This window comes from uncultured Roseibium sp., from assembly GCF_947496995.1.
In the GTDB taxonomy this organism is placed as follows: Bacteria; Pseudomonadota; Alphaproteobacteria; order Rhizobiales; family Stappiaceae; genus Roseibium.
Window position 1 is genome coordinate 222,630 of the sequence record NZ_CANMFD010000002.1, and the last position, 26,393, is coordinate 249,022.

Sequence of the window (26,393 nt, forward strand, 5' to 3'; positions counted from 1 at the left end):
CCCTCCCGGTCAATTGATTTTCCTTATCTTACGTAAGGTCATGAATAGCGTAAATTGGAACTCTCTCCAATCTTAATTTTATCAATAAACCATGGCGATCAAATGGCAATTATTCTATTTAAGGTAAGAGTAGTATTTCTGTCTTTACTTAATTCTGTCTTCAAGTCGAAACCGGAAAATACGCGCGATTTGCGCAAGCGCTGTTTTCAGTTCCTCCTCGGATGAATTCGAAATTCTGTCTTCGAAGGCTGCCAGGATCATATGTTTCGTGGCTCCCTTGACTGCAAATATAAAGGGGAAGCCGAATTTGGACTTGTAGCGTGTATTAAGCTGCGTGAAACGGTCGAATTCTTCACGAGACAGGGTGTTCAGTCCGGCTCCAGCCTGCTCGCGCCTTGAATCCTCGGCAATATCACCGGCGAGTGCAGCCTTGCCGGCAAGGTCTGGATGCGCTCGCACAAGAGCGAATTTCCGCTCTGCCGGCGCTGCATTCATGGCGGCTTCGAAAGCGGCTATGACGTCCTCCCGGTCAGCGAACGGCGCCTTGCAGAAGGCGTCTTCGGCGACCCATGGGGAATGTTCCGCAACATCGCCAAAAGCGGCCAGGAAGGCTTCCAGGTCCATTTCATTTATTCGGTCAATGGCGATCATGGCTGGGTGCTATTTCTGCTGGCTGATCCAGGCACCGAGAACAGCCCGGTCTTCAGACGTCATTCCGGTTTCATTTCCAAGCGGCATTGCGTCGGATTGTACGGCCTGAGCCATGATGAGATCCGCGTAACGATGCAGGTTCGCGACCGTATCGAGTTCGATTTCCTTGGGAGCTTCGTCGAAGCCCTCGTAGGTCGGGTTGGCGGAGTGACAGATAGCGCAATGGGTCTGGGCTATCTGCAGAACAGTGGCATCGCTGACTGTCTCCGATCCGGAAAAGTCGCGCGGCGCTGTCATGACGATGGCGGCAATCGTCGCGATAGCGGCAATCGGAAGCGACCACCAGAATTTTCCCAGCTCGTCACCGGCGTCATGCCGGTTGAAGAAGTGGCGCACCATGCCGCCGATGATAAGAACCAGCGCGACCAGAAGCCACGCGTGCGGGTGTCCTGTCAGCATCGGATAGTGGTTGGACACCATCATCAGGAGAACCGGAAGTGTCAGGTAGTTGTTGTGGACGGAGCGCTGCTTGCCGATAGCTCCCAATGCGGGATCCGGCGCTTCGCCCGCCATCAGACTTGCGGCGATCTTCTTCTGATTGGGAATGATAACGCCGAAGACGTTCACGGCCATGATCGTGCCGATGAAGGCGCCGATATGGATCAGCGCGCCACGTCCGGAAAAGACGTGGGTGAACATATAGGCGGCGCCGAGTATCAGGATGAAGACGCAAACCGACAACAACGGCGTGTTCCTGCCGATTGGGGACTTGCACAGCCTGTCATAGATGAGCCAGCCGGCGCCCAGAGACGCCACGGAAATGAGGATCGCTTCACTTGGCATGAGCCTCAAGACGCTCGGGTCGATCAGGTAGGCGGTGGCATTGAAATAATACTGGACGACAAGAAGCGCGAAACCGGTTACCCAGGTCAGATAGGCTTCCCATTTGTACCAGATCAGGTCATCGGGCAGTTCCTTCGGCGCGGTCATGTATTTTTCGACGTGATAGAAACCGCCGCCATGCACTTCCCAGGCCGTGCCCAGAACGCCTTCCTTCATGCCTTCCCGTTTGCGCAGGGAAAGATCCAGTGCGATGAAATAGAAGGACGTGCCTATCCAGCCGATGCCGACGATCAAATGTGCCCATCTGAAAAGCAGGTTCAGCCAGTCCATTGCGAAGGCAAGGGTCATAGGTCGCGCGTCCGTGTTTACTGAGGTTCGGAGGTGCCGGTCCGGAAAAAGGTTCCGGACCGGCGTATTTGGGTTTACTGCGGCAGCTTGTCGTCAACGCCCTGGACGTACCAGTTCATGCCGAGGATCGCACCGTCATCGAGGGGGACGCCATCTTCCGCTGCGACCGAACCGTCCTGCTTGGTGATCGGGCCGGTGAAAGGCTCCCAACCGCCCTTGATCTTGGCTTCGGTGGCTTCCGCCATCTCGGCCACGTCTTCCGGCAGGTTGGTGTAGGGCGCCATCACGACGTGACCTTCAGCAAGGCCGTCCCAGGTGCTTTCCGATTTCCAGGTTCCGTCGAGAACTTCCTGCACGCGCTCAACGTAGTAGGGAGCCCAGTCATCGATGATCGCGGTGTACTGAGCGTCCTTGGCGAAGTTGATCATGTCGGACGCCTGACCGAAGCCATGAACACCCCGTTCCTGAGCAACCTGCAGCGGCGCCGTGGAATCGGTGTGCTGGGTGATGATGTCGGCGCCCTGGTCGACGAGTGCCTTGGCGGCATCGGCTTCCTTGCCCGGATCGAACCAGGTGTTGACCCAGACGACCTTCAGCTTGAAGTCCGGATTGACGGACTGTGCGCCAAGCAGAAAGGCGTTGATGCCGGCGACAACTTCCGGAATCGGGAAGGAAGCGATGTAGCCGGCGACACCGGTCTTGGACTGTTTAGCCGCGATCTGGCCGATGATGTAACGGCCCTGGTGGAACTTGGAATTGTAGGTCGCGACATTGTCGGCCGTCTTGTAGCCGGTCGCGTGCTCGAATTTCACGTCCGGGAACTTCTTGGCGACCTTGAGGGTCTGGTTCATGTAGCCGAAGGACGTCGTGAAGATGATGTTGCAGCCTTCGCGGGCGAAGCGTTCGATGGCGCGTTCTGCGTCAGGACCTTCCGGAACGCTTTCCAGATAGGCGGTTTCGACCTTGTCGCCAAATTCCGCTTCAACAGCAAGACGGCCCTGATCGTGCTGGTAGGACCAGCCGAAGTCGCCGATCGGTCCGACATAGATGAAGCAGGCCTTTACATCGGCAGCACTCGCTGCGGAGCCGGCGGCCACCAAGGCGAAAGCGGCGACGGTTGCTTTCAAAAGAGATTTCATTTGGTTCATTCCCCTGTTGTTTAAACTTTCTGTTGCGATCAGGCGGTGAGTCCATTCCCGGATCGCAGCGGGATGTGGACTTGACCGGCTACCGGGAGGTTTACCGGTCTGGAACAAACGGCTTGCCCAGACAGGCCGGTGTGTTGACCAGCGTCAGTCTGCGGTTTGCCGAGATGAGCACAAGCACCAGGATCGTCGCAAGATACGGCAGGCTGGAGAGCAGTTGCGACGGGATATTCACCATTTCGTGGGCCTGTGCATGAAGGTTGAGAACGCTGACCGCGCCGAACAGATAGGCGCCGGCAACCACGCGCAGCGGCAGCCACGAGGAAAACACCACCAGCGCAAGCGCGATCCAGCCCCTGCCCGCTGTCATGTTTTCCACCCATTGCGGCGTATAGGCAAGCGACATGTAGGCTCCGGCAAGGCCGGCGCAGGCTCCGCCGAAGAGCACCGCCAGAAACCGGACCTTGATCACGGAATAGCCGAGCGCGTGCGCCGAGGCGTGATTGTCTCCGACAGCGCGCAGAACCAGGCCGAGACGGGTCCGGAACAGCGTATAGGCGACACCGGCGACCAGGGCGAACCCGAGATAGACGATCGCGTCCTGCTGAAAAAAGACCGGACCGATGAACGGTATGTCCGACAGTCCGGGAATATAAAGGCTGGGGATTCTCAAGCCGGGCACGCCGATGAAGGCCTCGCCGATCAAGCCGGAGAAGCCGATGCCCAGTATGGTCAGCGCCAGGCCGGTTGCCACCTGATTGGCCACCAGGAACAGGACGAGGAACCCGAACAGGGCCGACATGGCCATCCCCGCAGCAATGGCCGCCACCACGCCGAGCGTGCCGGAGCCGGTCTGGTTGGCAACCGCGAAGCCGACCACCGCGCCCATGATCATCATGCCCTCAACGCCAAGGTTGAGAACGCCGGAGCGTTCGACGACGAGTTCACCGACAGCTGCGATCAACAGCGGTGTCGCCGCCGTTATGACTGTGAGAAGAACGGCTTCAAACATGGGAGGCCTCCCCTGCCGGTGCATGATGCGAGACAAACCGGATGCGGTAGAGGATCAGCGTGTCGCAGGCGAGAACGAAGAACAGCAGCAGTCCCTGAATCACGCTTGCGATCTTGTTGGACACGCCCATTGCCGATTGCACGGCCTCACCGCCGATATAGGAAAGCGCCAGTACAAAACCGGCGATAATGATACCGATCGGGTTCAGCCGCCCCAGAAAGGCGACAATGATTGCCGTGAAGCCGTAGCCCGGCGAGATGGTCGGAAGGAGCTGGTTGAGCCCACCGGACACTTCCATTGTCCCGGCAAGGCCTGCAAGACCGCCCGCAAGGGCAAAGGAAAACAGCGTCAGGCGCTTTGCCGAGAAACCGGCGAAGCTGCCGGCACGTGGGCTTTCGCCCATGACCCTGATCTCGAAGCCCTTGAGTGTTTTCGCCAGAACGACAGCCAGAATGAGCGCAATGACGATGGTGATCGGTGTCGACAGGCTCATGGCCCCGCCGAATACGTCCGGAACGGTCGCGGCGTCGGAAAACATTCGCGATTCCGGGAAGTTATAGCCATCGGGATCGCGCCAGGGCCCACGTACGAGATAGTCCAGAGCCAGACTTGCCACATAGACAAGCATCAGGCTGGTCAATATCTCGTTGGTGTTGAACCAGTTCTTGAGGACGGCCGGGATCAGCGCCCAAAGGGCGCCACCCACGGCACCGAATATCAGCATGAGCGGCAGGGTTGCGCCGGATTCGAATTCGGGAAGCAGGATAGGCAGCGCCGATCCGAACAGGGCCCCGACGACAAACTGGCCCTCCGCGCCGATGTTCCAGTTGTTGGAGAGATAACAGACGGCCAGTCCGCATCCGATCAGCACCAGGGGTGTCGCCTTGGCAATCGTTGCCTGCAGGGACCATTCCTGCGTAAGCGGTTCGACAAAAAACTTGTAGAGGCCGACAAGCGGGTTGTGACCGGAAATCGCGAAGATGAGTGCCGCTGCCAGCGCCGTCAGGCCGATGGCGATGATCGGTGACAGCAAGGCCATCTTCTGGCTGCGTTCTTTTCTCTTGACCAGTTCCAGGCGCATCAGGCCACCTCCCCCTGCGCTTCGGCACCACCGGCCATGAGAAGACCGACACGCTCCCGGTTCATATCTTCCGCAGGTTCGGCGGCAGACAGATAACCTCTTGATATCACGGCGATCCGGTCAGCGATTTCGAAAATTTCATCAAGGTCCTGGCTGATCACAAGGACGGCGGAGCCCGACCTGGCAAGATCGATCAACGCCTGGCGGATCAGGGCCGCAGCGCCCGCATCGACACCCCAGGTCGGCTGATTGACCACAAGCACGCCGGGCCGGCGGTCCAGTTCGCGGCCGACGACGAATTTCTGAAGGTTTCCTCCTGAAAGGGAGCGTGCCTCGGGATCGTCATGGGACATGCGCACATCGAATTCCTGCTTGATGTGTTTTTCCAGTGCATTCGCCCGCGCAGTGGATACGAACCCTCCACCGGTAAGTCTGTCACCGGTGGCGTGGCGGGTCAGTACGATGTTTTGCGACAGTTTCAGGCCCGGCACGGCTCCATGGCCGAGACGTTCTTCGGGTACAAAGGCCGCCTTCTGCCTGCGCCGCCAGGTGATGCTTCTGGAGCCGCAGGATTTCCCGTCGATGCGAACCATCTCCTGCGCCACCGGCAATTCGCCGGATATGGCGTCGAAGAGTTCGCCTTGTCCGTTTCCGGCAACACCGGCGATCGCCACGACTTCGCCCGCGTGGAGCTCAAGCGATATGCTGTTCAGCGCGGTTGCAAACGGGCTGGCCGCTTTTGCAGAGAGGTTGTTCAATCCAAGCCGGATCTCGCCGGTCTTCGGTTTCTGGGCACCGGCACTGACGGACGCGACATCTGCGCCGACCATCATGCTGGCAAGCGTCGCCGGGGTCTCGTTCGCAGGATTGCATTCACTCACCACCTTGCCGTGACGCAGAATGGTTGCGTGGTGGCAGATCCGCTGGACCTCTTCCAGCCGGTGGCTGATGTAAAGCACCGCACAGCCTTCGCTTGCCAGGCGTTGCAGGGTCAGAAACAGAAGGTCCGCTTCCTGCGGTGTCAGAACCGAGGTCGGTTCATCCATGATAATAAGCTGCGGTTCCTGGAGAAGGCAGCGGACAATCTCGATGCGCTGACGGATGCCGACTGGCAGATCCGCAACGATGTCGGAGGGATTGAGCGGCAGACCGTAGTCTACGGAAACGGATTCAATCCGCTTCGCAAGCTCCGTCATCCTGCCCGGGTTCGGCAGGGCAAGAGCAATGTTTTCAACAACGGTCAGGGCTTCGAACAGCGAGAAATGCTGAAAGACCATGCCGATGCCGAGTTCGCGCGCTGCCGCAGGATTGCCGATGCTGACCTTTTGTCCCTGCCACAGGATTTCGCCGCCGTCGGGTTCCAGGGATCCATAGAACATCTTGACCAGCGTGGATTTCCCCGCGCCGTTCTCGCCCAGAAGGGCATGGATCTCACCCTTGTTTATGACAAGATCCACCTTGTCATTGGCAAGAATGTCGCCGAATCTTTTGGTCAGTCCTCTTGCGTCCAGCAGAACGTCCATACCGGATCTCGTTTGCTGAACCATGTGAGTGTCTGCCTCTGAAAGGATTGTTTCTGACACGCCGCCCCCCGAGCGTCTGCCGCTTTATTGACCAGATGGTATATTTTGTGCAAGCCCCTTGCCTGCTGCGGCTTGTTGATGACCGGCCTCGTCCCGTTCAAGAAGTTCGACGGTTATACCGGCGGCAATCGCAGCCGGGTGTTTTGATTTTATTGCCGAATTCCCGACCGGACAGACCATTTCCGAGATAAGTGAGACGTCTATTCCTCTCGATTTCAAACGCTTCTGGAACCTGGCGCGCTTGGTTTTTGAGCCTATGACACCGCAATAGGCGAACCTTTGCTGTAGCAAGGCGCGTGCCATGATTTCTTCATCAAGCGCGTGGGAATGCGTCATTGCCAGAACGAAGGCTCCCTCGGGCGCCTGATCCAGAAGGGATGCGGGTTCGCGAACGCAGATTTTTTTGACATTGGCCGGCACCGGACCGGGAAACTGTTCCGCCCGGCTGTCGATCCAGGTAACGGAAAAGGGCAAGGGTGCGAGCGCCAGGACAAGAGCCTTGCCGACGTGGCCGGCACCAAAAAGATACAGCGGACGGAAGTTCGCGCCGAAGCGTTCCGTCAGCACACGCATGCCGATTTCCGGACCGGTTTCAATGTTGAAGGCATCACACGGAACTATCTCGACAATCTTCCGGTTCAGCGTGCCGGCGAGATCCAGCCTGGACACGGTGGTAAACGGCGTTCCTTCCGCTTCCCTATCCGCCAGAAATTCCGCAGTTTTCAGAGCGTCCGGCGTGAACACTTCAATTGCGAGTTCCGCGCGTCCACCGCAGCACTGGCCAAGATCGGGGCCAAGGGAAACGGACTGCAAAGCAAACGAGGCCTCCCCTGTGCCTGCAGCCCTTGCTGCGCGCCGGATTGCCTCGAATTCCAGGGTTCCGCCGCCAATCGTCCCGTAAAACGTCGACTGGGGCCCGACCACCATGCGTGCGCCCGCTTCCCGGGGAGTGGAGCCTTCGGCCCGGGCAACAGTGACCAGGGCACAAGCCTTGCCATGCTTCAGGCTGTCCGCGATGTGCCCCCAGATCTTCACTGCGTCGCTTTCCTCCTGCGCATGTCCTGAACCGCTTTCATGATCGCTTCAGGCGTTGCTGGCGCATCCAGCGAGGGCACCTCGCCGGGATTGAGACTGGCGACAGCGTCATTGATGGCGCAGAACACGGAATTTGCAAGCATGACCGGCGGCTCGCCGACCGCCTTGGAGCGGTAGACGGTCGCCTGCGGATTGCCGTTGCCCTCATAGAGATCGACCCTGAAATCCTCCGGCACATCGGACGCGGTCGGGATCTTGTAGGTTGACGGGGCATGCGTGCGCAGACGGCCCTTGTCGTCCCAGACCAGTTCTTCGGTCGTCAGCCAGCCCATCCCCTGCACGAAACCGCCTTCAATCTGTCCAAGGTCGATGGCGGGATTGAGCGAGTGGCCGACATCGTGAAGGATATCCACCCGGTCCACACTCATCTCGCCGGTCATCGTGTCGATTGTGACTTCGGCGCAGGCGCCACCAAAGGCGAAATAGAAGAACGGCCTGCCGGTAACGCTTTCCCTGTCCCAGGTAATTCCCGGCGTGGCGTAGTAGCCGGCATGCGACAGCTGAATGCGCGCGACGAAGGCCTGTTTGGCGATCTCGGCGAGCGAAAATGACTGTTCGCCGACGAGCACCTTGTTGTCGCCAAAATGGATTGCCTCCGGTCCGCACTGGTACTGCTCACCGATATAGGCAATCAGCCGGTCCTTGATCTCCCGCGCAGCCTTGCGGGCAGCCATGGCGTTGAGGTCCGTGCCCGAGGAGGCGGCCGTCGGAGCGGTATTGGGAACTTTCGACGTGTTGGTTGCCGTGATCCGCACCTTGTCGAGCGTCACTCCGAATTCCTCGGCGACGACCTGAGCAACCTTCTGGTTGAGCCCCTGCCCCATTTCCGTGCCGCCGTGGTTCAGATGAACCGAACCGTCCGTATAAAGATGGACGAGCGCGCCAGCCTGGTTGAGTTGTTTCAGGGTGAAGGATATGCCGAATTTCACAGGTGTAAGGGCCAGTCCCTTCTTAAGGACGGCGTTTTCGGAGTTGAACCGTGCAACCTCCTCACGCCGGTTCCAGTAGTTCGAGCTTTCCTCGATCTTTTCAATGAGATCGTGCATGAGCTCGTGCTCTTCCACCGGCATGCCGTACGGGGTGAGATTGTGCTCCTCGTCGTAAAAGTTCAGCTTGCGGATTTCGAGCGGATCCCTGCCTGTCTTGATGGCGATGGCGTCGATCATCCGCTCCGCCGCAAGCATGCCCTGCGGCCCGCCGAACCCCCTGAAGGCGGTATTGGAACAGGTGTCGGTGCGCAGCCGACGCGAGCGGATCAGCGCGTCCGGATAGAAATAGCTCGAGTCCGCATGAAACATCGTGCGGTCGTTGACGCCGAGCGAAAGATCGGCGGAATAACCGCAACGCGCCAGAAACTGGATGTCCACGGCGCGGATCTTGCCGGAACCGTCGTGTCCGACCTTCCATTCGACTTTGAAATCGTGCCGCTTGCCGGTCATGATCATGTCATCGTCCCGGTCGAGACGGATCTTGCAGGCTCTGCCGGTCTTTTGTGCGGCAAGCGCCGCAAGAGCAGCCCATTGATTGGCCTGGGACTCCTTGCCACCGAACCCGCCGCCCATGCGGCGCACTTCCGCGGTTACCGCCGCATCCGGCACACCGAGAACCTTGGCAACCGTGTGCTGGATCTCCGTCGGGTGCTGGGTGGAGGAATAAACGAGCATGCCGCCGTCTTCCTGCGGCAGGGCCATGGCGACCTGGCCTTCGAGATAGAAATGCTCCTGTCCGCCGATATACATGGTGCCGGAGAGCACCTCCTCTGCGGCAGGCATACCTGTTTCCGGCGATCCGCGGCGGAACTGATAGTCGGGCATGACCGTGGTGTCGGCATCCACCGCATCGTCCGGGGTCAGGATCGGCGTGCTAGGAGTGACGTCGATTTTTGCCTTGAGCGCCGCCTTGCGCGCGGCTTCGCGGGTTTCGGCGATGACAGCGAACACCACCTGGCCGTTGAACAGGATTTCCTTCTCGGCCAGAACCGGATCGTCACCGAAGGCGGAAGAACAATCGTTGATCCCGCGTATGTCTGCGGCGGTCAGCACCTCAACCACGCCCGGAGCCGACCTGACGTCCGCCAGATCTATGGATTGAAGACTGCCGCGCACGGCATCTTTCACCCAACCGGGGATCACATGAAGGGTGCCGACAGGCTCCACCATGTCGTCGATATATTCGGCGGTGCCGCGCACATGTTTTTCCGCGCTGTCATGCGGCAGAGGCTTGCGGACCTGCTTCAAAGGGCCTGTCAGATCGAGGTGTTCAAGCGGCGCGGTCATTGCCTGCCTCCCGCTGTGCCAGGACACGAATGTCTTCCGGCGCCGTTCCGCTGATTTCCATCAGGGCCTTGGCCAGAAGCGCTCTTGCGGTTTCCATGCGGTATTCCGCGCTGGCCCGCATGTCGCTCAAGGGCGTGAAATCGGTCAGCAAAGCCTGCATGCCTTCGCCCCATGTCGATGGATCGTCCATCAGGGCTCCGGTCAACGCGGCTTCCGCGCCTGCGGCCCGTTTGGGGATACCAGCCATGCCGCCATAGGCAATGCGCGCTTCGCGGATCACGCCGTTTTCCAGTGTGAAACGGAAAGCGCCCATGACCGAGGAGATATCCTGATCGAAGCGCTTGGTGATCTTGTAGCACCGGAATGTCTGATTGCCGGACAGGCGCGGCACGAAAAGACCGACGACGAATTCCCCCGGCTTGTGGTCCTGCTTGCCGTAGTCGATGAAGAATTCCTCCAGCGGCAGCGCGCGGGATCCGTCGATTGTCTGCAGTTCCAGTGTGGTTCCAAGGGCGATCAGCGCCGGGGGCGTATCGCCGATCGGAGACCCGTTGGCGATGTTGCCACCAACCGTTCCTGACGCGCGAACCTGTTTGGAGCCGATGCGTTTCCAGAGTTCACCAAGATCGGCCGACAGGTCGCTCATGGCTTCTTCACTGGCCTGGTAGCTTGCCGTGGCGCCGATCAGCACGCCTGAAGGGCTGCTTTCGACCCGGTCGAGACCTTCGATACGGCCAAGCCAGATCATTCTCGGCAGGTCGCGCAATTGTTTGGTGATCCAGAGACCGACATCGGTCGCACCGGCCACGAGCGTTGCATCGGGGTGCTGGGCATAGAGTGCCGCAAGTCCGTCAAGAGACGATGGCGAGGCAAAGAAACGCTCGCTGTCGCCGATAAAGACGTCCCGGCTGTCCGCAAGTGCCTGAAGTTTTTCGCGGGTTTCATTAGCGCGCCAGGAAAAAGCGTCGTCTGCCGCATCGAAACAGGCCTCCAGAGCAGCTTCTACGATGGGGCGATAACCGGTGCAGCGGCAAAGATTTCCCGCCAGCCACTCGTTCACGGTCTTTCGGGATTTCTCCTGGCCCTCTGAATGATACAGCGTGAAGAGGGTCATGATGAAACCGGGTGTACAGAAACCGCATTGCGAGCCGTGGCAGGCGACCATTGCGGCTTGAACCGGATGCAGCCGGTCGTCACTGGTCAGGTCTTCGACGGTCACCAGTTCGGCGCCGTCGATCATGCCCAGAAGCTGAATGCAGCTGTTGACGGGCTGGTAGACCGGCTTTCCATCGACAAGACGACCGAGCGCCACGGTGCAGGCGCCGCAATCACCCTCACCGCACCCTTCCTTCGTTCCCGTCTCGCGGCGGCGGAGCCTCAGGTAGTCGAGAACGGTATCGGTCGGGCCGACATCGTCCAGTTCGACGATCTCACCGCCCTTGAGGAAGCGTATGGTTTCGCGCATTTCTCAGCTCCCCCGGTAAGTTGAATAGCTGAAGGGAGACAGCAGCAACGGCACATGATAGTGCCCGTCGGCTTCGGCGATGCCGAACCGGATCGGAATAATGTCCAGAAACAATGGATCGGGCAAGGACTGACAGGTCTTGCGCAGATAATCGCCTGCAAAAAAGCGCAACTCGTACCTGCCGGTCGCGAATGCGGCGCCGTCAAGGATCGGGCTGTCGACCCTGCCGTCTTCGTTGGTCTCATGGGTCGAGATAAGTTCCGGGGCGGCTCCATGAGCCCAGAGTTCAATCTTCAAACCCCTGGCCGGTTTGCCGAGTGCGGTATCCAGAACGTGCGTCGTCAAACGCCCCATATGGTTTTCTCCCTCGCGCGGCTGAAGCACCCAGGCTGAGTTCAATCGAACACCACCTTGACACTCAGTCGCCATAAACCCGATCAGCTTTCAGTCTTCACATCGCAAGCGATTGGAAGCCTGATTGTCTCGCGCCACAAAACTGTCGCAAAAAATGTGCCTTAAAAAGCCGTGGAACCAAAGCGCTCATTTGAGATCTTGATGATGCCTATTTGGCATCAAGTGACGGTAGATGATCCTTCAAGGCGTACACGGCATGATCAAAAAACATGCCCGGAGCCAAAGCCAGGGCGCGCAGGGATGAAGTTACCACACACAAACGGTCTTGCTGAAGCGGCCCATCCGACAAGGGTTTGAACACCAGCGCACCGGCCGCCAGATCGTCCTCGCAGCCGATGCGCGTCTGAAAACCGATCACATCCTCTTCCCTGGCAAGAGCGCGCATCAGGCGCAGGGAATTGGCCTCCACATAGGTTCGCGAGGCGCCCGGTATCCGGGCACGAACCACATCGATGCGGGTGCGAAGGGAAAGCCCCTCGGCCGGAAGCGCGACGGGATATTTCAGGCAATCCTGCAGGCTGAGCATTTTTTCTCCCGCAAGCGGGTGAGCGGGTGACATCAGCGCGCCGATCACGAGATCATGTTGAAAGGCGATTGTCAGAGAGGATGTTTCGGGCGGATCAAAGGTGAAGCCGACATCCGCCTCTGCCGCCCCCACCTTGCGGGCCGCTTCCCTGGACGAGGACACGGCGACATTGACATGAATGCCCGGATAGCTTTTCCGAAAGCTGCTTATGATTGCCGGCAACAGCTTTTCCGCGACGCTCTCCACCGAAGCAATCGAAACCGTGCCCCGGCGCAGGCCCTTCAGGGCATCGAGTTCAGCCACGGTGCCATCGAAATCGGAATAGGTCCGCCTGATGTGGGCCAGCAGAAGTTCTCCGGCCTGGGAGAGCCGCAGCCTGCGGGCCACCCTGTCGAAGAGTTGCAGTCCGAGGGCCTCCTCAAGCCACAGGATCTGCCGGTTGACGGCAGAGGAGGCAACATTCAACTCACGCGAGGCGGCACGGATCGAACCGGCCTCCGCCGCGGCCATGAAATACCGCATGGCGGGGGTGTAGAGATTTCGCGAGAGATCCTGTGACCGGCCGGAACGCATCTTTGTTGGTTCGCCCTAGGGGATCAGAACCGTGGTGCCGGTGGTCTTGCGGTTTTCCAGGTCCTGATGCGCCTGACTTGCGTCGGCAAGCCTGTATTCCTGATTGATCTCGATCCGGACAATCCCCTTTTCGACGACGTCGAACAGTTCGCCTGCCGTACTCTCCAGATCTTCCCGGCTGGCGATATAGTTGAAAAGGGTCGGCCGGGTTGCGTAGAGCGAGCCCTTCTGTGCCAGCAGCGCCAGGTTGAAGTCGGTGATCGGACCGGAAGACTGGCCAAAACTGACCCAGAGGCCCCGCGGCTTCAGGCAATCGAGCGAGCCCGGATAGGTGTCCTTGCCGACGGAATCGTAAACGACATCACACCCTTTGCCAGCGGTGATCTCCTTTACGCGCTCGGCGAAGTTTTCCGTCCGGTAGTTGATCATGTGCTGGTAGCCATGAGCCTTGGCGAGTTCGATCTTCTCGTCCGATCCCGCCGTCCCGATGACAGTGGCACCAAGATGAGCCGCCCACTGTCCCGCGATAAGGCCGACACCCCCGGCAGCCGCGTGAAACAGAAGCGTCGTTTGCGGACCGACCTTGAAGGTTTGTCGCAGCAGATACTGGGCGGTCATCCCCTTCAGCATCATTCCGGCTGCAGTCTTGTCGTCGATGGCATCGGGAACGATCACGAGCCGGTCGGCCGGAACGACGCGTTCTTGCGCATAGGCTCCGAGCGGGCCGACATAGGCCACCCTGTCGCCCGGCTTCAGGTGCGTGACGCCCTCTCCGACGGTCTGGACGATCCCTGCCCCTTCGTTACCGGGGCTAAACGGCGTTCCATTCGGCGCGGGATAGAGACCGGTGCGGAAATAGACGTCGATGAAGTTCAGACCGACGGCGGTCTGGCGGATACGAACTTCGCCGGGGCCAGGCTCGCCGACATCGACCTGTTCCCAGCGCATTGCCTCCGGACCACCGGTTTCGTGTACTCGGATTGCGTGAACCATTTAATCCTCCGCGGCAGTGGCTGCCGTTAGTTGTTGTCTGTCTTGCGACGATTTCGTTTGGCAAGAACATTAATGATTTCAACGCCTGCCGAAAAGGCCATGGCGAAATAGATATAGCCGCGCGGGATGTGAAAACCCAGACCGTCAGCGATCAGCGCAACACCGATAAGAAGCAGGAAAGACAAGGCCAGCATCTTGGTGGTCGGATGCTTCTGGATGAACGTGGCCACCGGTCCCGAGGCAATGAACATCACGATCATCGCCAGGACGACAGCGGCGACCATGACCTCGATGTGCTCGGCCATGCCGATCGCGGTGATGATGGAATCCACGGAAAAAACAAGATCGATGACGATGATCTGGGCGATGACGGCCGCAAAACTCATCTTGATGTCACGAGGAGCGCCCTCCTCGCCTTCTCCCTCGATCCCGTTGTGGATCTCGTGGGTGGCCTTGAACAGCAGGAACAGGCCACCGGCGATCAGGATCGCATCCCTCCAGGAAAAGGCATGGTCGCCGAGATTGAAGAGCGGTGCCGTCAGTCCGACCAGCCACGTCAGTACGGATAACAGTGCGATGCGGAAAACCAGCGCCAGCGTGAGCCCGATCTGCCGGGCGCGATGCGCCATGGCGGCCGGCAGGCGCGAGACGATCACCGAAATGAAGACGATGTTGTCGATGCCGAGCACGATTTCCATGACCGTCAGGGTCACGAGACTTGCCCAGATCTGAGGATCCGTTACCCAGGCCAGCATGGCTACCTCTGTTTAGATTATGTGATGCGTCGGAAGAAAATCAATCAACCCGGTCAAGCAGTTGCTGTACCGCGGAAACCGAGAACAGATACAGGCTCGCGGCTGTAAATATCAGCGCATAAACACCGTCGAGTGACATTTCGTTCAAGATTGCCAGTGCGGCAAGGCCCATCCACAACAAGGTGACCGGCAAGGTCAGCATCCGCCAGCGGCGAACGCGGACCGGGTGAACGAACCGCACGGGCGCGAAAGTCAGGGCACAGCACAGAAGCACGAATGCGATGGTGAACCCTTCTGACGGCGACAGCACCATCAGGCCGAAAACGGCCATGTTCCAGCCGGCCGGGAAACCCTTGAAGGACCCATCCGGTGTCTTCATGCCGTTGTCGGCAAAATAGAGCGCGCCCGTGAAAACGACGAGACCGCCGCAAATCCAGTTCCAGGGCTGTGACAGCATAAGGCTCCAGGACAGCGCGAAAGCCGGCAGGAACACATAGGTCGCATAATCGATGACAAAATCGAGAGCCGCTCCCGACCAGCGGGGTAGACGTTCGGCGATATTGTAGCGCCGGGCGAGCGGGCCATCGATCCCGTCGACGAAAAACGCCAGTCCAAGCCAGGCGAACATTTCCGACCACCGCCCCTGAGCACCCGCAAGCAGAGCGACCAGGGCAATCGGCGCTCCTGATGCGGTCAGGATATGGATCAGAAACAGGACCGGTTCCGGCGCCTCTTTGCCTGGCGTAATATCTGTCACGGGGTTTCCCTATTTATAGGCCAGAGCAAGGTTCAGCTTTAAACAGCGCCTGGATTGATTAATTCATTCCCCGCCCAGCAAATTCACAGGTGCTGGGGCAATCATTTATTGCAATCGTATGACAGTGTGAACCGAAAAAACAGTCCCGCTACGCTTTCAGACCGAAAACGTGCAAAAACTCGCCGGTCGACGGTCAGGCAGGTGCAGCGGCCAGCAGCACTGTCGACGCCAGAAAAACTGCCCAGAGGATCAGGAAAACGCCGATTGCCGCCGGTAAGATGCGGCTGGGAAAGGTTTTTTCAAGCGCCATTACGCCGCCAAGCAAGGCGATCCAGACGATATTCATGATGCCGACGGCGAACATCACCGTCATCACCGCCCAACAACAGCCAAGGCATGCCCGTCCTTGGATCACGCCCTCCCTGAAACCTGAGAGCAATTGTCCGGGCTCCCCGCCGCCAACCCATCGGGGATACCAGCACCTGCGCAGGCAGGCCTGTTTGGCGGGTGTGAACTGGTAGAGGCCGGCCACAAAAAGAACCGACGTCGTCAAGGCCAGGCTCACCGGAGCCATCATCTCCGACAGGGCACCGAGAGAAAAAAGCAGCCATTGAGCGAGTGTCGCCACAAGTGCGTAGGCAATCCAGACAAGCAGATAACCCAACGCAGCCGAAACGACGGGAAGAGCCGATGCGCCGGCCTTGCCGCCCTGAGCGGACAAGCGTGAGGAATAGGACCTCAACATGGGCACGGCCGTCGGCAACATCATCGCCACGGCCATCATGACCCACATCAGAAATATTCTGACGAGATCGGCAAGGGTCATCTCCGTTCCCGGCATACCGAACGTCGCGCCTGCCGGAAGGCAGAGGACGGCGAGAGCCGCCCTGGCGTCCGGCGACAGGTCCCTGAAAAGATTGAACCGGTTGAGCACGCCCATGCCCGGACCGGCCTGGCTCATGTCCATGACCGGAACCATGTCGGCGACCATGGCGATCAGGTAGGCCCAGCCGCTGATGGACAACACGGCAACAAACGCCAGAACCAGCGGCCATGCCCGGCCACCGGCGTCCATACCTGCCTGGCTTTCGTCGTTCAGCGGACTGGAAGCATGTTTCATGTCGGAAAGAGTTTCACTTTGCCGGGTTCATCCTGTCAATCGAGTAACCGTATTGGCGCATTCGGAAATTGATATTTGTCATCCAGTCGCGGTGCCCCAGATTGATGAGAACGGACCTGACCTGCAGATGCGTGCTTTGGTCCCGTTGCAAATGTGCTGCAAAAAGACAATCACTTGCGGGTAGACGAACTTTCAGATCGACGCGTTGATCCGGTTGGAACCATGGCAAAGACAAAACAGACGAAAATCTTCGACATAGCAGTTGTGGGTGGCGGCCCATCGGGACGTATCGCCGCCCTGATGTTTGCCAAAAGCGGATTTTCCACCGCTCTGGTCGCCCCGGCCGGTGTTGGGCAGGATGGCCGGACGACCGCGCTGTGGCAGAAATCCATCTTGCTTCTTGAGGAAATCGGTGTCTGGCCGAAAATATGCGAAAACGCCGCACAGCTCCGGAAAATGCGGATGATAGACGATACCCGCCGTCTGATCCGGGCACCGGAAGTCATCTTCGACAGTTCCGAACTGGAGCTGGAAGAGTTTGGTTTCAATATCTTGAACAGTAATCTTAATGCGGTTCTTGAAGAATATTGCGGATCGGCGAAGAATATCACCGTGTTCGACAGCACGGCGACCAAGGTGGACTTTCAGCCGCAGAGTGCCGTCCTTCATGCAAAGACCGGAGAGACTATCGAAGCGCGGCTCGTTGTCGCCGCAGATGGCCGCAATTCGTTGGTTCGCGAAGCGGCGGGCATCGATGTCAGGCATTGGTCCTACCCTCAAGCCGCACTTGTGCTCAACTTGGAACACAGCCTGCCCCACCATGGCATTTCGACGGAGTTTCACACGCCGAGCGGTCCGTTCACGCTTGTTCCCCTGCCCGGCCGCCAGTCGTCGCTGGTCTGCGTTGAAAGCGTCGATGGCGCCGAGCGCTTGCTGGAAATGAAAGATGCCTTGCTTGAACTGGAGCTGGAGCGGCGTGCGCATTCCATCCTCGGCAGGTTCAAGCTTATCTCCAAGCCTCAAAGCTTTCCGTTGTCAGGTCTCTCCGCGACGCGCCTGGTTGGCGACCGTGTGGCGCTTGTCGGTGAGAGCGCGCACGTCTTTCCGCCAATCGGCGCCCAAGGCCTGAACCTGTCGCTTCGCGATATCGCTGATCTGGACAAGGTGCTTACAAGGGCAGCCGCGCGGCAACAGGACATCGGCGGCCCGGATGTCCTGAAATCCTACGAGACAAACCGGAAGAGCGATGTCCGCACCAGAACGCAGGCGGTTGATCTCCTGAACCGGTCGCTCCTTACCGGCTTTCTGCCGGTGCAGCTTGCACGTGGTGCCGGGATGTATCTGGCCGGAAAGGTCGGCCCCTTCCGGCGACTGTTGATGCGCGAAGGCATGGCACCAGGCAGCGGGTTCACCCTCAACAGGTAAACCCGTTGATCAAACCGGCGATATCATTTCCTGGCGGCTTTGCGTTTTCCGGAATGGTACGTCAGTGCCATGGTGATAATCTGACGCAATTCGTTTTCAGGAAGCGGGTCCGAGAGCCTGAAATGGACGCTTCGGTCTCCCCCGAAGTGAAGATGCGGAAAAAGCGCCCGCCACTCCGACACCAGCGACGACTGGCAGTTCACATAGAGCACATAATCGCCATTTTTCGACGTGTCCCGGTCGATGCGGATCGTGGTGCCGGTTTTGGGTCTGACAGTCAGAAAGCTCGGCTGCCCCCATTTCAGGGTTTCTTCAAGCGTACCGATCTCGGCATTCTGATTGGCAATGTCCCTGATCAGCTGCCGCAAGTCCAGCAAGGCGTTTTTCAAGGCGTCGGGGTAACTGTCGAGGACTGACTGGACATCGGTGTGGGAAGTCATGCGCGGTGGTCCTGAAGTGAGTCTGTCCTGACGTTTCCCAATCATACCCTTCAGCGCAGTGGCAGGAAACCGCTGGTTAGCGCCCAGATGAAGGCCGTGACCGTGACGATGGAAACCGCCGTGCCGAACAACACGAAACTCGACGCGCGCTGGACGTAGACACCGTATTGCTGCGCGATGACGAAGACATTCGTGGCTGGAGGCAGACAGGCCATGAGCACGGCGGTCGCAACCCAGTTGGGATCGAAACCGCCGAGCCAGCTCAGCAGCAGGAATATCAGGATCGGGTGCAGGACAAGTTTCACCGACAGGACCAGCGGCATTTCCAGCGGAATGCGTCCGACCGGCCTGAGGGCTATGCTCACGCCCATGGCGAACAGCGCGCAGGGTGCTGCGGCGCTGCTGAGATATCTGAGCATTGTGTCTATTGCCGTCGGTGGCTGGAATTTCAGAGCGGCGGCCAGAACACCGGCAATGGTTGCCAGAATGAAGGGATGCGTGAAGATCTTGAACAGGATCTTTTTCAGCGTGATGAGAAAGGATTCATCGTCAGTGCCCGCCAGCGCCATCAGCAAGGGTGCCAGGATGAACATCAGCGCGTTGTCGAACGCCAGGATCAACGCGGTCGGGACCGTCGCCTGTTCTCCAAGGACGGCGAGCGTCAGGCCCGGCCCCATGTAACCGACGTTGGAATAGGCGCCCGCGATGCCAAGGATCGTGGATTCGGCGATGCTTCCGCGGGTCGCCATGACACCGATGCAGAAGGAAATCGCGAAGACGATGTAAGTGGTGAACGTTGTCGCGCTGATGAACGACAGGTTGGCCAGTTCCTCGAACGGCGTTTCGGACAGCAGACGGAAGAACAGAGCCGGAAGGGCAAGGTAGACGACGAAGAAATTCATCCAGCTCAGGCCCGCTTCCGGCAGATTCCGGATTTTTCCGGCTGCGAATCCCAACAGGATCAACCCGAAAAACGGCAAGGCCAGTGTAATGACGTTCTGCATTCTACTTCCCAAGACAAGGTAGGGTAATTCGTGTGAGAGGGTTTGTGTCCGTTATGGTGCTTGCTTCTTACGTCCTGCTTGGCTATGGGACGCTTTGCCGGCGGATTGGCGTAGCGATCCGCATTCCAATCAGGTCTGCGGCCGCATCGCAAGTGCGCTTTCCGGCGCACATGGTTGGAGTGAGCCTTTTCGTCGACAAATGGCACAGAAGATGAAAGCACCTGTTCCTGATGTCACGGAAGAAAAGACAGCGAAACGCACCGAGACTGATCGCATTCCAGAACTGGGTGGAAGGTCTCGCGCTCAAGGCTGCGATCTGGCTGTTCCGTCTCATCCCGGTTGACGTCGCTTCCTGCGTGATGGGGTTCCTGTGGCGGATACTGGCGCCCTTTAATGCGCGGCACAAAAGAGCGCTTCGCCATCTCGAAGACGCCTTGCCTGACCTGAGCGCCGGGGAACGGGAAGCCATCGTCCGCGGCATGTGGGAGAACCTTGGCCGTGTGACAGCCGAAACCTTCCACATCGACAGGTTACTGCGTCAGCCGCACCGTTTCGAAACTGACGTCGACGAGATCACCGCGCAAGTACTCAATGGAGAGCGTGCCTGTCTGTTCGTGTCCTTCCATAGCGGCAACTGGGAACTCGTCGTCCAGCCGGCGGTCGAGAAGGGAATCGCGATCACCGGAGTTTACCAGGCGCTGCGCAATCCGAAGGCCGACGAAGAACTCAGCGCGCTCAGACAGGATCTCTACAAGGGCGGATTGCTGTCCAAGGGGCATCGGACGGCGCGAAAACTGCTTACGACCCTGAAAAACGGCGGTGTCGTCGCGATGATGGCGGATCTGCGGGAAACGCGGGGAATTCAGGTGCCGTTTTTTGGCCGCATGGCCTATGCCACGCCGGTCCCCGCCTCGCTGGCACGGTCCTGCGATGTTCCGATCGTCGTGGGCCGCGTCATTCGCAAAAAAGGCGTGAATTTCCGGATCGAAGGTCGGGCCATTTCCTTTCCCGTGACAGAGGACCGGCAGGCGGATATCGAAGCGACGACAACGCAAATTCATGCCATGTTCGAAAGCTGGATCCGCGAATATCCGGAACAGTGGATGTGGATCCACAAGAAATGGGCGTCCCCGGGCAAGTCCTCGGCCCAGAAACAGGCCCGCCGGGCAGCTGCCGGCAAGATCGCCAGTTCCGGGAATTGACAGCCCTCCCCGGAAGAAACTGCACTTTCGCCTTTCGGTGCATAGTTGCGGCGCAACATAAGCGCTATAGATCTTTTTTCTTTAGCGGAGGATCGCGGACACATGAAGACCCCAGGTGCGTTTTACAAACCGCTCGCAATTGGTGCTCCGGTGCCTTTCCGGGAGCCGCCCGTTTCCCTGGAGCGCATGATCCATTTCGTGCCGCCGCACATCGAAAAGATGCGTGCGAAGGTGCCGGATCTCATTCACAAGGTGGATGTGGTTCTCGGCAATCTTGAAGATGCCATCCCCGCAGATGCCAAGACGGAAGCCCGCGCCGGCTTCATTCAGATGGCCAAGGACAATGAATTCGGTGAAACCGGTCTCTGGACCCGGGTGAATTGTCTCAACAGTCCGTGGTTCCTCGACGACCTGATGGAAATCGTGCCGGCTGTCGGCGACAAGCTCGATGTCATCATGCTGCCAAAGGTTGAAGGCGTCTGGGACATTCATTACCTTGATCAGCTGCTGGCCCAGCTGGAAGCCCGGGCGGGACTTTCCAGGCCGATCATGATCCACGCGATCCTGGAGACGGCTGAGGGGGTCAAGAATGTCGAACAGATCGCCGCGGCAAGCCCGCGTATGCACGGGATGAGCCTGGGACCTGCGGATCTTGCTGCCTCGAGAGGCATGAAAACAACCCGCGTCGGTGGCGGGCATCCCGATTACGCGGTCCTTGCGGATGCAGAAGGGACCGGCACGCGGGCAGTCTATCAGCAGGATTTGTGGCACTATACCGTCGGCAAGATGGTCGATGCCTGCCTGTCCTGCGGCCTGAAACCTTTCTACGGTCCTTTCGGAGACTTTTCCGACCCGGAAGCCTGCGAAAGCCAGTTCCGCAATGCCTTCTTGATGGGGTGCCTCGGGGCATGGTCGCTGCATCCGACCCAGATCGATATCGCGAAGAAGGTTTTCTCGCCGGACCCGGCCGAAGTTGCATTTGCTGCAAAGATACTCGCAGCGATGCCGGACGGTACGGGAGCCGTCATGATCGACGGGAAAATGCAGGACGATGCAACCTGGAAGCAAGCCAAGGTGATTGTTGACCTGGCTAAACTCGTTGCTTCCAAGGATGCAGAGCTTGCCGCCGTTTACGGTCTTTAGAAAATCGCAAGGCTCGGTGTGTAAAGTTTAATGTTGCAACGCTTGCAAGCTCGTCGTGGACAGGCTATCCCGGCATTGCATGCAGTAGGCGGACGAGTAACCATGCGAACGGCAAAATTCAGAATTGGCCAGGTCGTCCGGCACCGGATTTACCCTTTCCGGGGTGTGATTTTCGATGTCGACCCGACTTTCAGCAACACGGAAGAATGGTGGAACGCAATCCCTGAAGATGTGCGTCCTCTCCGCGACCAGCCTTTCTACCATCTCCTTGCCGAGAACGAGGAGACGGAATATGTCGCCTATGTCAGCGAGCAGAACCTGGAGCCGGACATAACCGGCGAACCGGTGCGCCATCCCCAGGTTGAAGAGATTTTCGAAGAACAGACCGATGGATCGTATTTGCCGCGCAGCGTCGAAATTCATTAAAGAACCCGGCGCAAGATAGCCTGTCGCGCAGATTTAACGCCGCGGAGTGCTTCCGCGGCGTCTTGATGCCTGTTTGAGGTCTACAGCTTATGGCAGACGTCTGTTCCGCCGGGCGTCGTGATCGCGACGGAATCGCCTTTTGAATGGATGCTGTAGCGACCATTGCTGTAGAGGGCTCCGGACCCTGACGGAACCTGATCAAGCCGGACTTTTTCCGGACTGTCGTAGCCGAACAGAAGATATCCATCGCCTTCGTTGTAATACGTCACATCGAGCGGAAGCCCCTCCGGACAGGTGTACTGAACATGGATAACATTCGTGTTCGCCTGTGGAACGACGTCGGCTATTGCATTGGTGATGGCATACAAGGGCGTTTTTCCCTGATTGCCGATCCCGTACAGGACCTGTTTTCGATGAAGGTCCAGCTGCAATGAAACGTTGCGGGACGCATCAAAAAGATAGACCGACCACTCGTCTCTGTTTTGCTCCTGAAAACGGAAGGCGACCCGGCCCTGGTCATTCAGTTCTTCCCACTGGCCACCGCCGGCCTGCGAAAAGCTGCCACCAGAATGGAAGACCTGGGAGGCATTGTAACCATTGACCTGCGATTGCGCAGGGGCGGAGTTCGTTACCGGCCTGTTAGATGCGGACTGCCGGGGTGCGCATACCTGGTAAATGGTCTGATAGGGCTTTTGCGAGCAGAGAAGCCCGCCCCACTGATAGCCGGTCCGTCCGTTGCCATACCGGATCTGGAACCATTCGTAGCCATTCATCATGACGCCTGTCGCGTTGAGGATGAGGATACGATCATTTTCGTACAGGCTGCCGACCTGCTGGTATTGCATGCCCGGACCGCTTCGGACCTTGCCACCGTATGACTGGCCTTCCTGCGGAAAATCGACATCCGGCGAAGCAAGGATGGGCCGTACCGGCAACAAGAACATCGCCAGTACGACAAAGATTGAAAAACGTTTCATCAAATTTCCTGTTTGTAACACGCTATTGGTACCGGAAAAAAAAGACACTATTTCAGCGGGCGTGACAATTGGATTGGTCGAAAATTATTTCCCTGGCCACCTCCTACAGGATGTGTTCCGGCCAGATTCTGTCCCTTGGGGACGATCATCAATAAGGGAAAGGTTTGGCCGGAAATCATAATCGCGCCTGATAGCGGTCGTTTCCGTTTCACGTCAGTGCAATACAACAAAGGCCGGAACGCTTGTTCCGGCCTTTGTTGTATTTTGGCTGTGCCAGTCGTCTTTCGTTTGTTCAATCAAGCGATGAACAAATGCGTACCCGTGAAATGCCAGAGCAACCGGCGCATCCATGTGACGGTGCGTCGGTCGCTCTTCAAATTCACGGTTTACTGACTCGGCTTTTGAGCGTCGATCAGCTTCTGACGGGCTTCATCGGCGCGCTTCTGCAGTTCGCTCTGCAGTTCTTCCTGGCGCTTCTGCAGATCAGCAAGGTTCATGGGCTCGCCGTCATAGACACTGGTGAAACCGATCAGTGTCATCTTGAAGACGATTTCCTTGGCCTGCTGATTGTAGGGAGCCACCCGCATTTCGCCGCCCTGCTTCATCACACTGATGAAGCTGTCGTCGATGGCCAGCTCCGCATAACAGGCGTTGGGTGCGCAAATGCTGTATTTGGCCTGCACCGGCTTGCCGTCGTCGATCTGGATGCGCAGTCCCGGCTGGAGCAAAACACCTGTGGGAACAGCAACAAGCAGCTTCTTGCGCGCCTCGCCTTCCGTCTCCTGGATGGCGATATTGCTCAGGAACTGACCTGTATTGGTGCGCAGTTCGATCGATATGAAGCAGATTTCCTTCTGCGTATTCGGATTGGTGTTACACGCTTTCGTCCAAGGGCTCTTTTCTTCCTGGGCGATTGCGGGAGCACCAGCAAAAGAAGATAGGGCCACGAACGCACCCGCGGCACATCCGAACAATCCTCTTTTCAAAACACTCTTCATCGAAACGTCCTCAATCGTGCGTGTGCGATACTTTCGCGTTGTTCTGGGGCATTCCGGACCTAACCGCAAGGCCCGTGAGATCATTCAAACCGTCAAAACATGGTAAGGCAGCTAATTTGGGCAAGAGGGTGACCGATTTGCAACGCACGTCAAATCACCGATTCAAAACTGAATATCTTGCTGTTTGTCTCTTGCACCAGGCGCGTCCCCTTTAACCCTGTGGTAGTCTGAGAGGTGAGAATCAACAGAATCTCGGACGGTGGTCATGCGTTTCTTCAGAGTTACCGAGTATCTTTTTGAATACTGCAGCATCCGGCCGCTTGCCTTGATGTCGGCACTTCTTTGCGTGGCATCGGGGTTGCTTCCCGCATTTGCGGCAGATGAAGACATTCCATGGACCCATGCCATTTCAATGCATGGTTCCCCTGCCCTCGGTCCCGACGAGCCGTTCCCATACGCCAACACAGAAGCCCCGAAGGGTGGATCCATCACCCTCGGTGTGCAAGGCACTTTCGACAGTCTGAATTCCTTCATCGTTCAGGGAGGCTGGACCTCGGCGCGCGGCATGCGCGAACGGGAAATGGGCAACAACATCCTGGAAAGCCTGATGGTACGCTCCCACGCGGAGCCCTTTTCGCTTTACGGACTGCTGGCTCAACGGGTGCGCATGCCCGATAGCCGCGAATGGATCGAGTTCGAGCTCAATCCGGATGCGAAGTTCTCGGACGGGTCTCCCGTGACCGTTGAAGACGTTATCTTTTCTCTCGATGTCATTCGCGACAAGGGCCGCCCGCCTTTCCGGAACTGGTATGCGTCTATTGTCGACAAGCAGATAACCGGACCCAATCGGCTCAAGCTGGTGTTCGAAAACGGCGACAACAGGGAATTGCCGTTGCTGATCTCTCTGGCGCCGATCTATTCCAGCAAACACACCGACGCAGAGACTTTCGACAAGTCCTCCCTGAACCCGCCGGTCGGCTCCGGTCCCTACACGTTCAAGACAATTGAGCCAGGCCGGGTGGTCGTCTACGAGAAAAATCCCGATTACTGGGCGAAAGACCTCCCTGTCAAAGCCGGGTTCGACAATTTCGATGAGATCCGCGTCGAGTATTTCCGCGATCAGACCACGCTGCAGGAGGCGTTCAAGAAAGGTCTCGTCCAGGCGCTGCAATTTCGCGATCCGGCTCGCTGGGCGACCGGGTTCAATTTTCCCGCCGCCGAGAATGGTGATGTCGTGAAACTCGACGTGCCGCTCGGTGTCCCTGCGGCGATGCAAGGCATCGCCTTCAACACACGGCGGGAGCAGCTGAGCGACCCGAACGTGCGCAAGGCTTTGCGTATGCTGTTCGATTTCGAATGGGTCAACCGCAATCTCTATCATGGACTCTATACGCGCACGGCCGGCTATTGGGACAATTCAGAGCTGTCGTCGATTGGCCGTCCTGCCAGCGCGCGGGAAAAAGAGCTGCTTGCGCCGTTTCCCGAGGCTGTCGATCCGGAGGTCATGGCCGGAACGTGGCGTCCGGCCGATGCAGATGGCTCCGGACGGGACAGGAAGGTGCTGCGGGCGGCACTGGCTGAATTCAACAAGGCCGGATACGGCTTGAAAGACCGGAAGCTGGTTCACCAAGAAACCGGTGAGCCGCTGGCCTTCGAAATCCTTGCCAAAAACGAGGACGAGGAGAAACTTGCGCTCACCTATATCCGCACGCTGGAACTTCTGGGGATCGACGCGAATGTCCGCAGTGTCGATCCTTCCCAATTCGAAGATCGCAGAACGAAGCGCGATTTCGACATGGTGTTCAACACATGGACCGCATCGCTTTCTCCCGGGGCGGAACAGTATGGACGCTGGTCGTCAAAGGCCGCGGATGCCGAAGGGTCCTTCAATTTCGTGGGCGCCAAGGACCCGGCCATCGACGCCCTCATCGATGCGATTGTCGGAGCCCGCAGCCGCGAGGAGTTCGTGGACGCCGTGCGCGCCTTCGATCGTGTTCTGATTTCAGGTGCTTATGCCGTTCCCCTGTATCACGTATCCGACGACTGGGTCGCCTATTGGACCCAGGTTTCACCGCCCCCGACGCATTCCCTCTATGGACACGAATACGACACGTGGTGGTCTTCCACGGCACGTTAATCGG

General features: G+C 58.4%; 24 protein-coding genes. 5 read left to right on the forward strand and 19 right to left on the reverse strand.

The features are described 5' to 3' along the window. Positions 1–144: 144 nt before the first annotated feature. The 15 genes from uraD to Q1B40_RS09760 all read right to left on the reverse strand — a co-directional run bounded on the left by uraD (position 145) and on the right by Q1B40_RS09760 (position 16,637). Complete coding sequence (gene uraD, locus Q1B40_RS09690; RefSeq protein ID WP_299813107.1) at positions 145–651, reverse strand: 2-oxo-4-hydroxy-4-carboxy-5-ureidoimidazoline decarboxylase; 507 nt, start codon at positions 649–651, stop codon at positions 145–147. A gap of 9 nt (positions 652–660) precedes the next feature. After that, on the reverse strand, positions 661–1,842 hold the full coding sequence (locus Q1B40_RS09695; RefSeq protein ID WP_299813109.1) for a urate hydroxylase PuuD: 1,182 nt from the start codon (positions 1,840–1,842) through the stop codon (positions 661–663). A gap of 74 nt (positions 1,843–1,916) precedes the next feature. Next, on the reverse strand, positions 1,917–2,981 hold the full coding sequence (locus Q1B40_RS09700) for a BMP family ABC transporter substrate-binding protein (protein WP_299813111.1): 1,065 nt from the start codon (positions 2,979–2,981) through the stop codon (positions 1,917–1,919). 100 nt (positions 2,982–3,081) lie between these two features. Further along, on the reverse strand, positions 3,082–3,999 hold the full coding sequence (locus Q1B40_RS09705) for an ABC transporter permease (RefSeq protein ID WP_299813115.1): 918 nt from the start codon (positions 3,997–3,999) through the stop codon (positions 3,082–3,084). Further along, complete coding sequence (locus Q1B40_RS09710; protein WP_299813118.1) at positions 3,992–5,080, reverse strand: ABC transporter permease; 1,089 nt, start codon at positions 5,078–5,080, stop codon at positions 3,992–3,994. The genes Q1B40_RS09705 and Q1B40_RS09710 overlap by 8 nt, the downstream gene beginning before the upstream one ends. Further along, entirely contained in the window at positions 5,080–6,627 is a 1,548-nt protein-coding gene (locus Q1B40_RS09715; protein WP_299813121.1) for an ABC transporter ATP-binding protein, read from the reverse strand. The genes Q1B40_RS09710 and Q1B40_RS09715 overlap by 1 nt, the downstream gene beginning before the upstream one ends. A gap of 60 nt (positions 6,628–6,687) precedes the next feature. Then, entirely contained in the window at positions 6,688–7,698 is a 1,011-nt protein-coding gene (gene xdhC, locus Q1B40_RS09720) for a xanthine dehydrogenase accessory protein XdhC (RefSeq protein ID WP_299813124.1), read from the reverse strand. Next, complete coding sequence (gene xdhB / locus Q1B40_RS09725) at positions 7,695–10,034, reverse strand: xanthine dehydrogenase molybdopterin binding subunit (RefSeq protein WP_299813127.1); 2,340 nt, start codon at positions 10,032–10,034, stop codon at positions 7,695–7,697. Before xdhB ends, xdhC begins: the two co-directional genes overlap by 4 nt. Continuing rightward, positions 10,018–11,499, reverse strand: a complete 1,482-nt coding sequence (xdhA, locus tag Q1B40_RS09730; protein WP_299813130.1) for a xanthine dehydrogenase small subunit — start codon at positions 11,497–11,499, stop codon at positions 10,018–10,020. The genes xdhB and xdhA overlap by 17 nt, the downstream gene beginning before the upstream one ends. A 3-nt stretch (positions 11,500–11,502) precedes the next feature. Next, on the reverse strand, positions 11,503–11,853 hold the full coding sequence (uraH, locus tag Q1B40_RS09735) for a hydroxyisourate hydrolase (RefSeq protein WP_299813134.1): 351 nt from the start codon (positions 11,851–11,853) through the stop codon (positions 11,503–11,505). Between the two features lie 208 nt (positions 11,854–12,061). Further along, positions 12,062–13,012 (reverse strand): LysR family transcriptional regulator, encoded by a 951-nt coding sequence (locus tag Q1B40_RS09740; RefSeq protein WP_299813137.1) that lies wholly within the window; start codon positions 13,010–13,012, stop codon positions 12,062–12,064. 15 nt (positions 13,013–13,027) lie between these two features. After that, the gene (locus Q1B40_RS09745; protein WP_299813140.1) at positions 13,028–14,005 is read right to left on the reverse strand and encodes a quinone oxidoreductase; all 978 of its coding nucleotides are present in this window, start codon (positions 14,003–14,005) and stop codon (positions 13,028–13,030) included. Positions 14,006–14,031: 26 nt separating this feature from the next. Then, on the reverse strand, positions 14,032–14,760 hold the full coding sequence (locus Q1B40_RS09750; protein WP_299813143.1) for a TerC family protein: 729 nt from the start codon (positions 14,758–14,760) through the stop codon (positions 14,032–14,034). Positions 14,761–14,800: 40 nt separating this feature from the next. Next, the gene (locus Q1B40_RS09755) at positions 14,801–15,517 is read right to left on the reverse strand and encodes a CDP-alcohol phosphatidyltransferase family protein (RefSeq protein WP_299813146.1); all 717 of its coding nucleotides are present in this window, start codon (positions 15,515–15,517) and stop codon (positions 14,801–14,803) included. Between the two features lie 193 nt (positions 15,518–15,710). After that, positions 15,711–16,637 (reverse strand): DUF2182 domain-containing protein, encoded by a 927-nt coding sequence (locus Q1B40_RS09760; protein WP_299813149.1) that lies wholly within the window; start codon positions 16,635–16,637, stop codon positions 15,711–15,713. A 222-nt stretch (positions 16,638–16,859) separates the two neighbouring features. Here Q1B40_RS09760 and Q1B40_RS09765 point away from each other — a divergent pair, with 222 nt between their 5' ends. Beyond that, positions 16,860–18,062: a UbiH/UbiF family hydroxylase gene (locus tag Q1B40_RS09765; protein ID WP_299813152.1), complete on the forward strand. Its 1,203-nt coding sequence runs from the start codon at positions 16,860–16,862 to the stop codon at positions 18,060–18,062. A gap of 23 nt (positions 18,063–18,085) precedes the next feature. On the opposite strand, the gene Q1B40_RS09770 is transcribed toward Q1B40_RS09765, so the two are convergent. Together Q1B40_RS09770 and Q1B40_RS09775 are read right to left on the reverse strand one after the other, a co-directional pair. After that, positions 18,086–18,502, reverse strand: coding sequence for a DUF1801 domain-containing protein (locus Q1B40_RS09770; protein WP_299813155.1), 417 nt, complete (start codon positions 18,500–18,502; stop codon positions 18,086–18,088). 50 nt (positions 18,503–18,552) lie between these two features. After that, positions 18,553–19,506 (reverse strand): AEC family transporter, encoded by a 954-nt coding sequence (locus Q1B40_RS09775; RefSeq protein WP_299813158.1) that lies wholly within the window; start codon positions 19,504–19,506, stop codon positions 18,553–18,555. A gap of 230 nt (positions 19,507–19,736) precedes the next feature. Between Q1B40_RS09775 and Q1B40_RS09780 the strand changes: the two genes are divergently transcribed. The 3 genes from Q1B40_RS09780 (at position 19,737) to hspQ (ending at position 22,277) form a co-directional block, all read left to right on the forward strand. Next, a complete protein-coding gene (locus Q1B40_RS09780; protein ID WP_299813161.1) occupies positions 19,737–20,708 on the forward strand; it encodes a lauroyl acyltransferase in 972 nt (323 codons plus the stop codon). 102 nt (positions 20,709–20,810) lie between these two features. Continuing rightward, the gene (locus Q1B40_RS09785) at positions 20,811–21,851 is read left to right on the forward strand and encodes a CoA ester lyase (RefSeq protein WP_299813163.1); all 1,041 of its coding nucleotides are present in this window, start codon (positions 20,811–20,813) and stop codon (positions 21,849–21,851) included. Between the two features lie 102 nt (positions 21,852–21,953). Beyond that, complete coding sequence (hspQ, locus tag Q1B40_RS09790) at positions 21,954–22,277, forward strand: heat shock protein HspQ (protein ID WP_068411706.1); 324 nt, start codon at positions 21,954–21,956, stop codon at positions 22,275–22,277. An 80-nt stretch (positions 22,278–22,357) separates the two neighbouring features. Here the strand turns inward: hspQ and Q1B40_RS09795 are convergent, their stop codons facing one another. Together Q1B40_RS09795 and Q1B40_RS09800 are read right to left on the reverse strand one after the other, a co-directional pair. Further along, positions 22,358–23,254: an MliC family protein gene (locus Q1B40_RS09795; protein ID WP_299814877.1), complete on the reverse strand. Its 897-nt coding sequence runs from the start codon at positions 23,252–23,254 to the stop codon at positions 22,358–22,360. 386 nt (positions 23,255–23,640) lie between these two features. Beyond that, positions 23,641–24,201 carry an invasion associated locus B family protein gene (locus tag Q1B40_RS09800; RefSeq protein ID WP_299813177.1) on the reverse strand — a complete coding sequence of 187 codons (561 nt, stop codon included), beginning with the start codon at positions 24,199–24,201 and terminating at the stop codon, positions 23,641–23,643. A 316-nt stretch (positions 24,202–24,517) separates the two neighbouring features. Between Q1B40_RS09800 and Q1B40_RS09805 the strand changes: the two genes are divergently transcribed. Continuing rightward, complete coding sequence (locus Q1B40_RS09805; protein WP_299813180.1) at positions 24,518–26,389, forward strand: extracellular solute-binding protein; 1,872 nt, start codon at positions 24,518–24,520, stop codon at positions 26,387–26,389. The last annotated feature ends 4 nt before the right edge of the window (positions 26,390–26,393 follow it).

What these genes read in the sequence shown, in the direction of transcription:
- Q1B40_RS09760 (WP_299813149.1), bottom strand. Translation starts at nt 16,637, where the DNA reads ATGAAACATGCTTCCAGTCCGCTGAACGACGAAAGCCAGGCAGGTATG.
- hspQ (WP_068411706.1), top strand. Translation starts at nt 21,954, where the DNA reads ATGCGAACGGCAAAATTCAGAATTGGCCAGGTCGTCCGGCACCGGATT.
- Q1B40_RS09705 (WP_299813115.1), bottom strand. Translation starts at nt 3,999, where the DNA reads ATGTTTGAAGCCGTTCTTCTCACAGTCATAACGGCGGCGACACCGCTG.
- uraD (WP_299813107.1), bottom strand. Translation starts at nt 651, where the DNA reads ATGATCGCCATTGACCGAATAAATGAAATGGACCTGGAAGCCTTCCTG.
- Q1B40_RS09795 (WP_299814877.1), bottom strand. Translation starts at nt 23,254, where the DNA reads ATGAAACGTTTTTCAATCTTTGTCGTACTGGCGATGTTCTTGTTGCCG.
- Q1B40_RS09710 (WP_299813118.1), bottom strand. Translation starts at nt 5,080, where the DNA reads ATGCGCCTGGAACTGGTCAAGAGAAAAGAACGCAGCCAGAAGATGGCC.
- Q1B40_RS09805 (WP_299813180.1), top strand. Translation starts at nt 24,518, where the DNA reads ATGCGTTTCTTCAGAGTTACCGAGTATCTTTTTGAATACTGCAGCATC.
- Q1B40_RS09775 (WP_299813158.1), bottom strand. Translation starts at nt 19,506, where the DNA reads ATGCAGAACGTCATTACACTGGCCTTGCCGTTTTTCGGGTTGATCCTG.
- Q1B40_RS09695 (WP_299813109.1), bottom strand. Translation starts at nt 1,842, where the DNA reads ATGACCCTTGCCTTCGCAATGGACTGGCTGAACCTGCTTTTCAGATGG.
- Q1B40_RS09715 (WP_299813121.1), bottom strand. Translation starts at nt 6,627, where the DNA reads ATGGTTCAGCAAACGAGATCCGGTATGGACGTTCTGCTGGACGCAAGA.
- Q1B40_RS09785 (WP_299813163.1), top strand. Translation starts at nt 20,811, where the DNA reads ATGAAGACCCCAGGTGCGTTTTACAAACCGCTCGCAATTGGTGCTCCG.
- Q1B40_RS09745 (WP_299813140.1), bottom strand. Translation starts at nt 14,005, where the DNA reads ATGGTTCACGCAATCCGAGTACACGAAACCGGTGGTCCGGAGGCAATG.
- Q1B40_RS09770 (WP_299813155.1), bottom strand. Translation starts at nt 18,502, where the DNA reads ATGACTTCCCACACCGATGTCCAGTCAGTCCTCGACAGTTACCCCGAC.
- Q1B40_RS09750 (WP_299813143.1), bottom strand. Translation starts at nt 14,760, where the DNA reads ATGCTGGCCTGGGTAACGGATCCTCAGATCTGGGCAAGTCTCGTGACC.
- uraH (WP_299813134.1), bottom strand. Translation starts at nt 11,853, where the DNA reads ATGGGGCGTTTGACGACGCACGTTCTGGATACCGCACTCGGCAAACCG.
- Q1B40_RS09780 (WP_299813161.1), top strand. Translation starts at nt 19,737, where the DNA reads ATGTCACGGAAGAAAAGACAGCGAAACGCACCGAGACTGATCGCATTC.
- Q1B40_RS09740 (WP_299813137.1), bottom strand. Translation starts at nt 13,012, where the DNA reads ATGCGTTCCGGCCGGTCACAGGATCTCTCGCGAAATCTCTACACCCCC.
- xdhA (WP_299813130.1), bottom strand. Translation starts at nt 11,499, where the DNA reads ATGCGCGAAACCATACGCTTCCTCAAGGGCGGTGAGATCGTCGAACTG.
- Q1B40_RS09700 (WP_299813111.1), bottom strand. Translation starts at nt 2,981, where the DNA reads ATGAAATCTCTTTTGAAAGCAACCGTCGCCGCTTTCGCCTTGGTGGCC.
- Q1B40_RS09765 (WP_299813152.1), top strand. Translation starts at nt 16,860, where the DNA reads ATGGCAAAGACAAAACAGACGAAAATCTTCGACATAGCAGTTGTGGGT.
- xdhB (WP_299813127.1), bottom strand. Translation starts at nt 10,034, where the DNA reads ATGACCGCGCCGCTTGAACACCTCGATCTGACAGGCCCTTTGAAGCAG.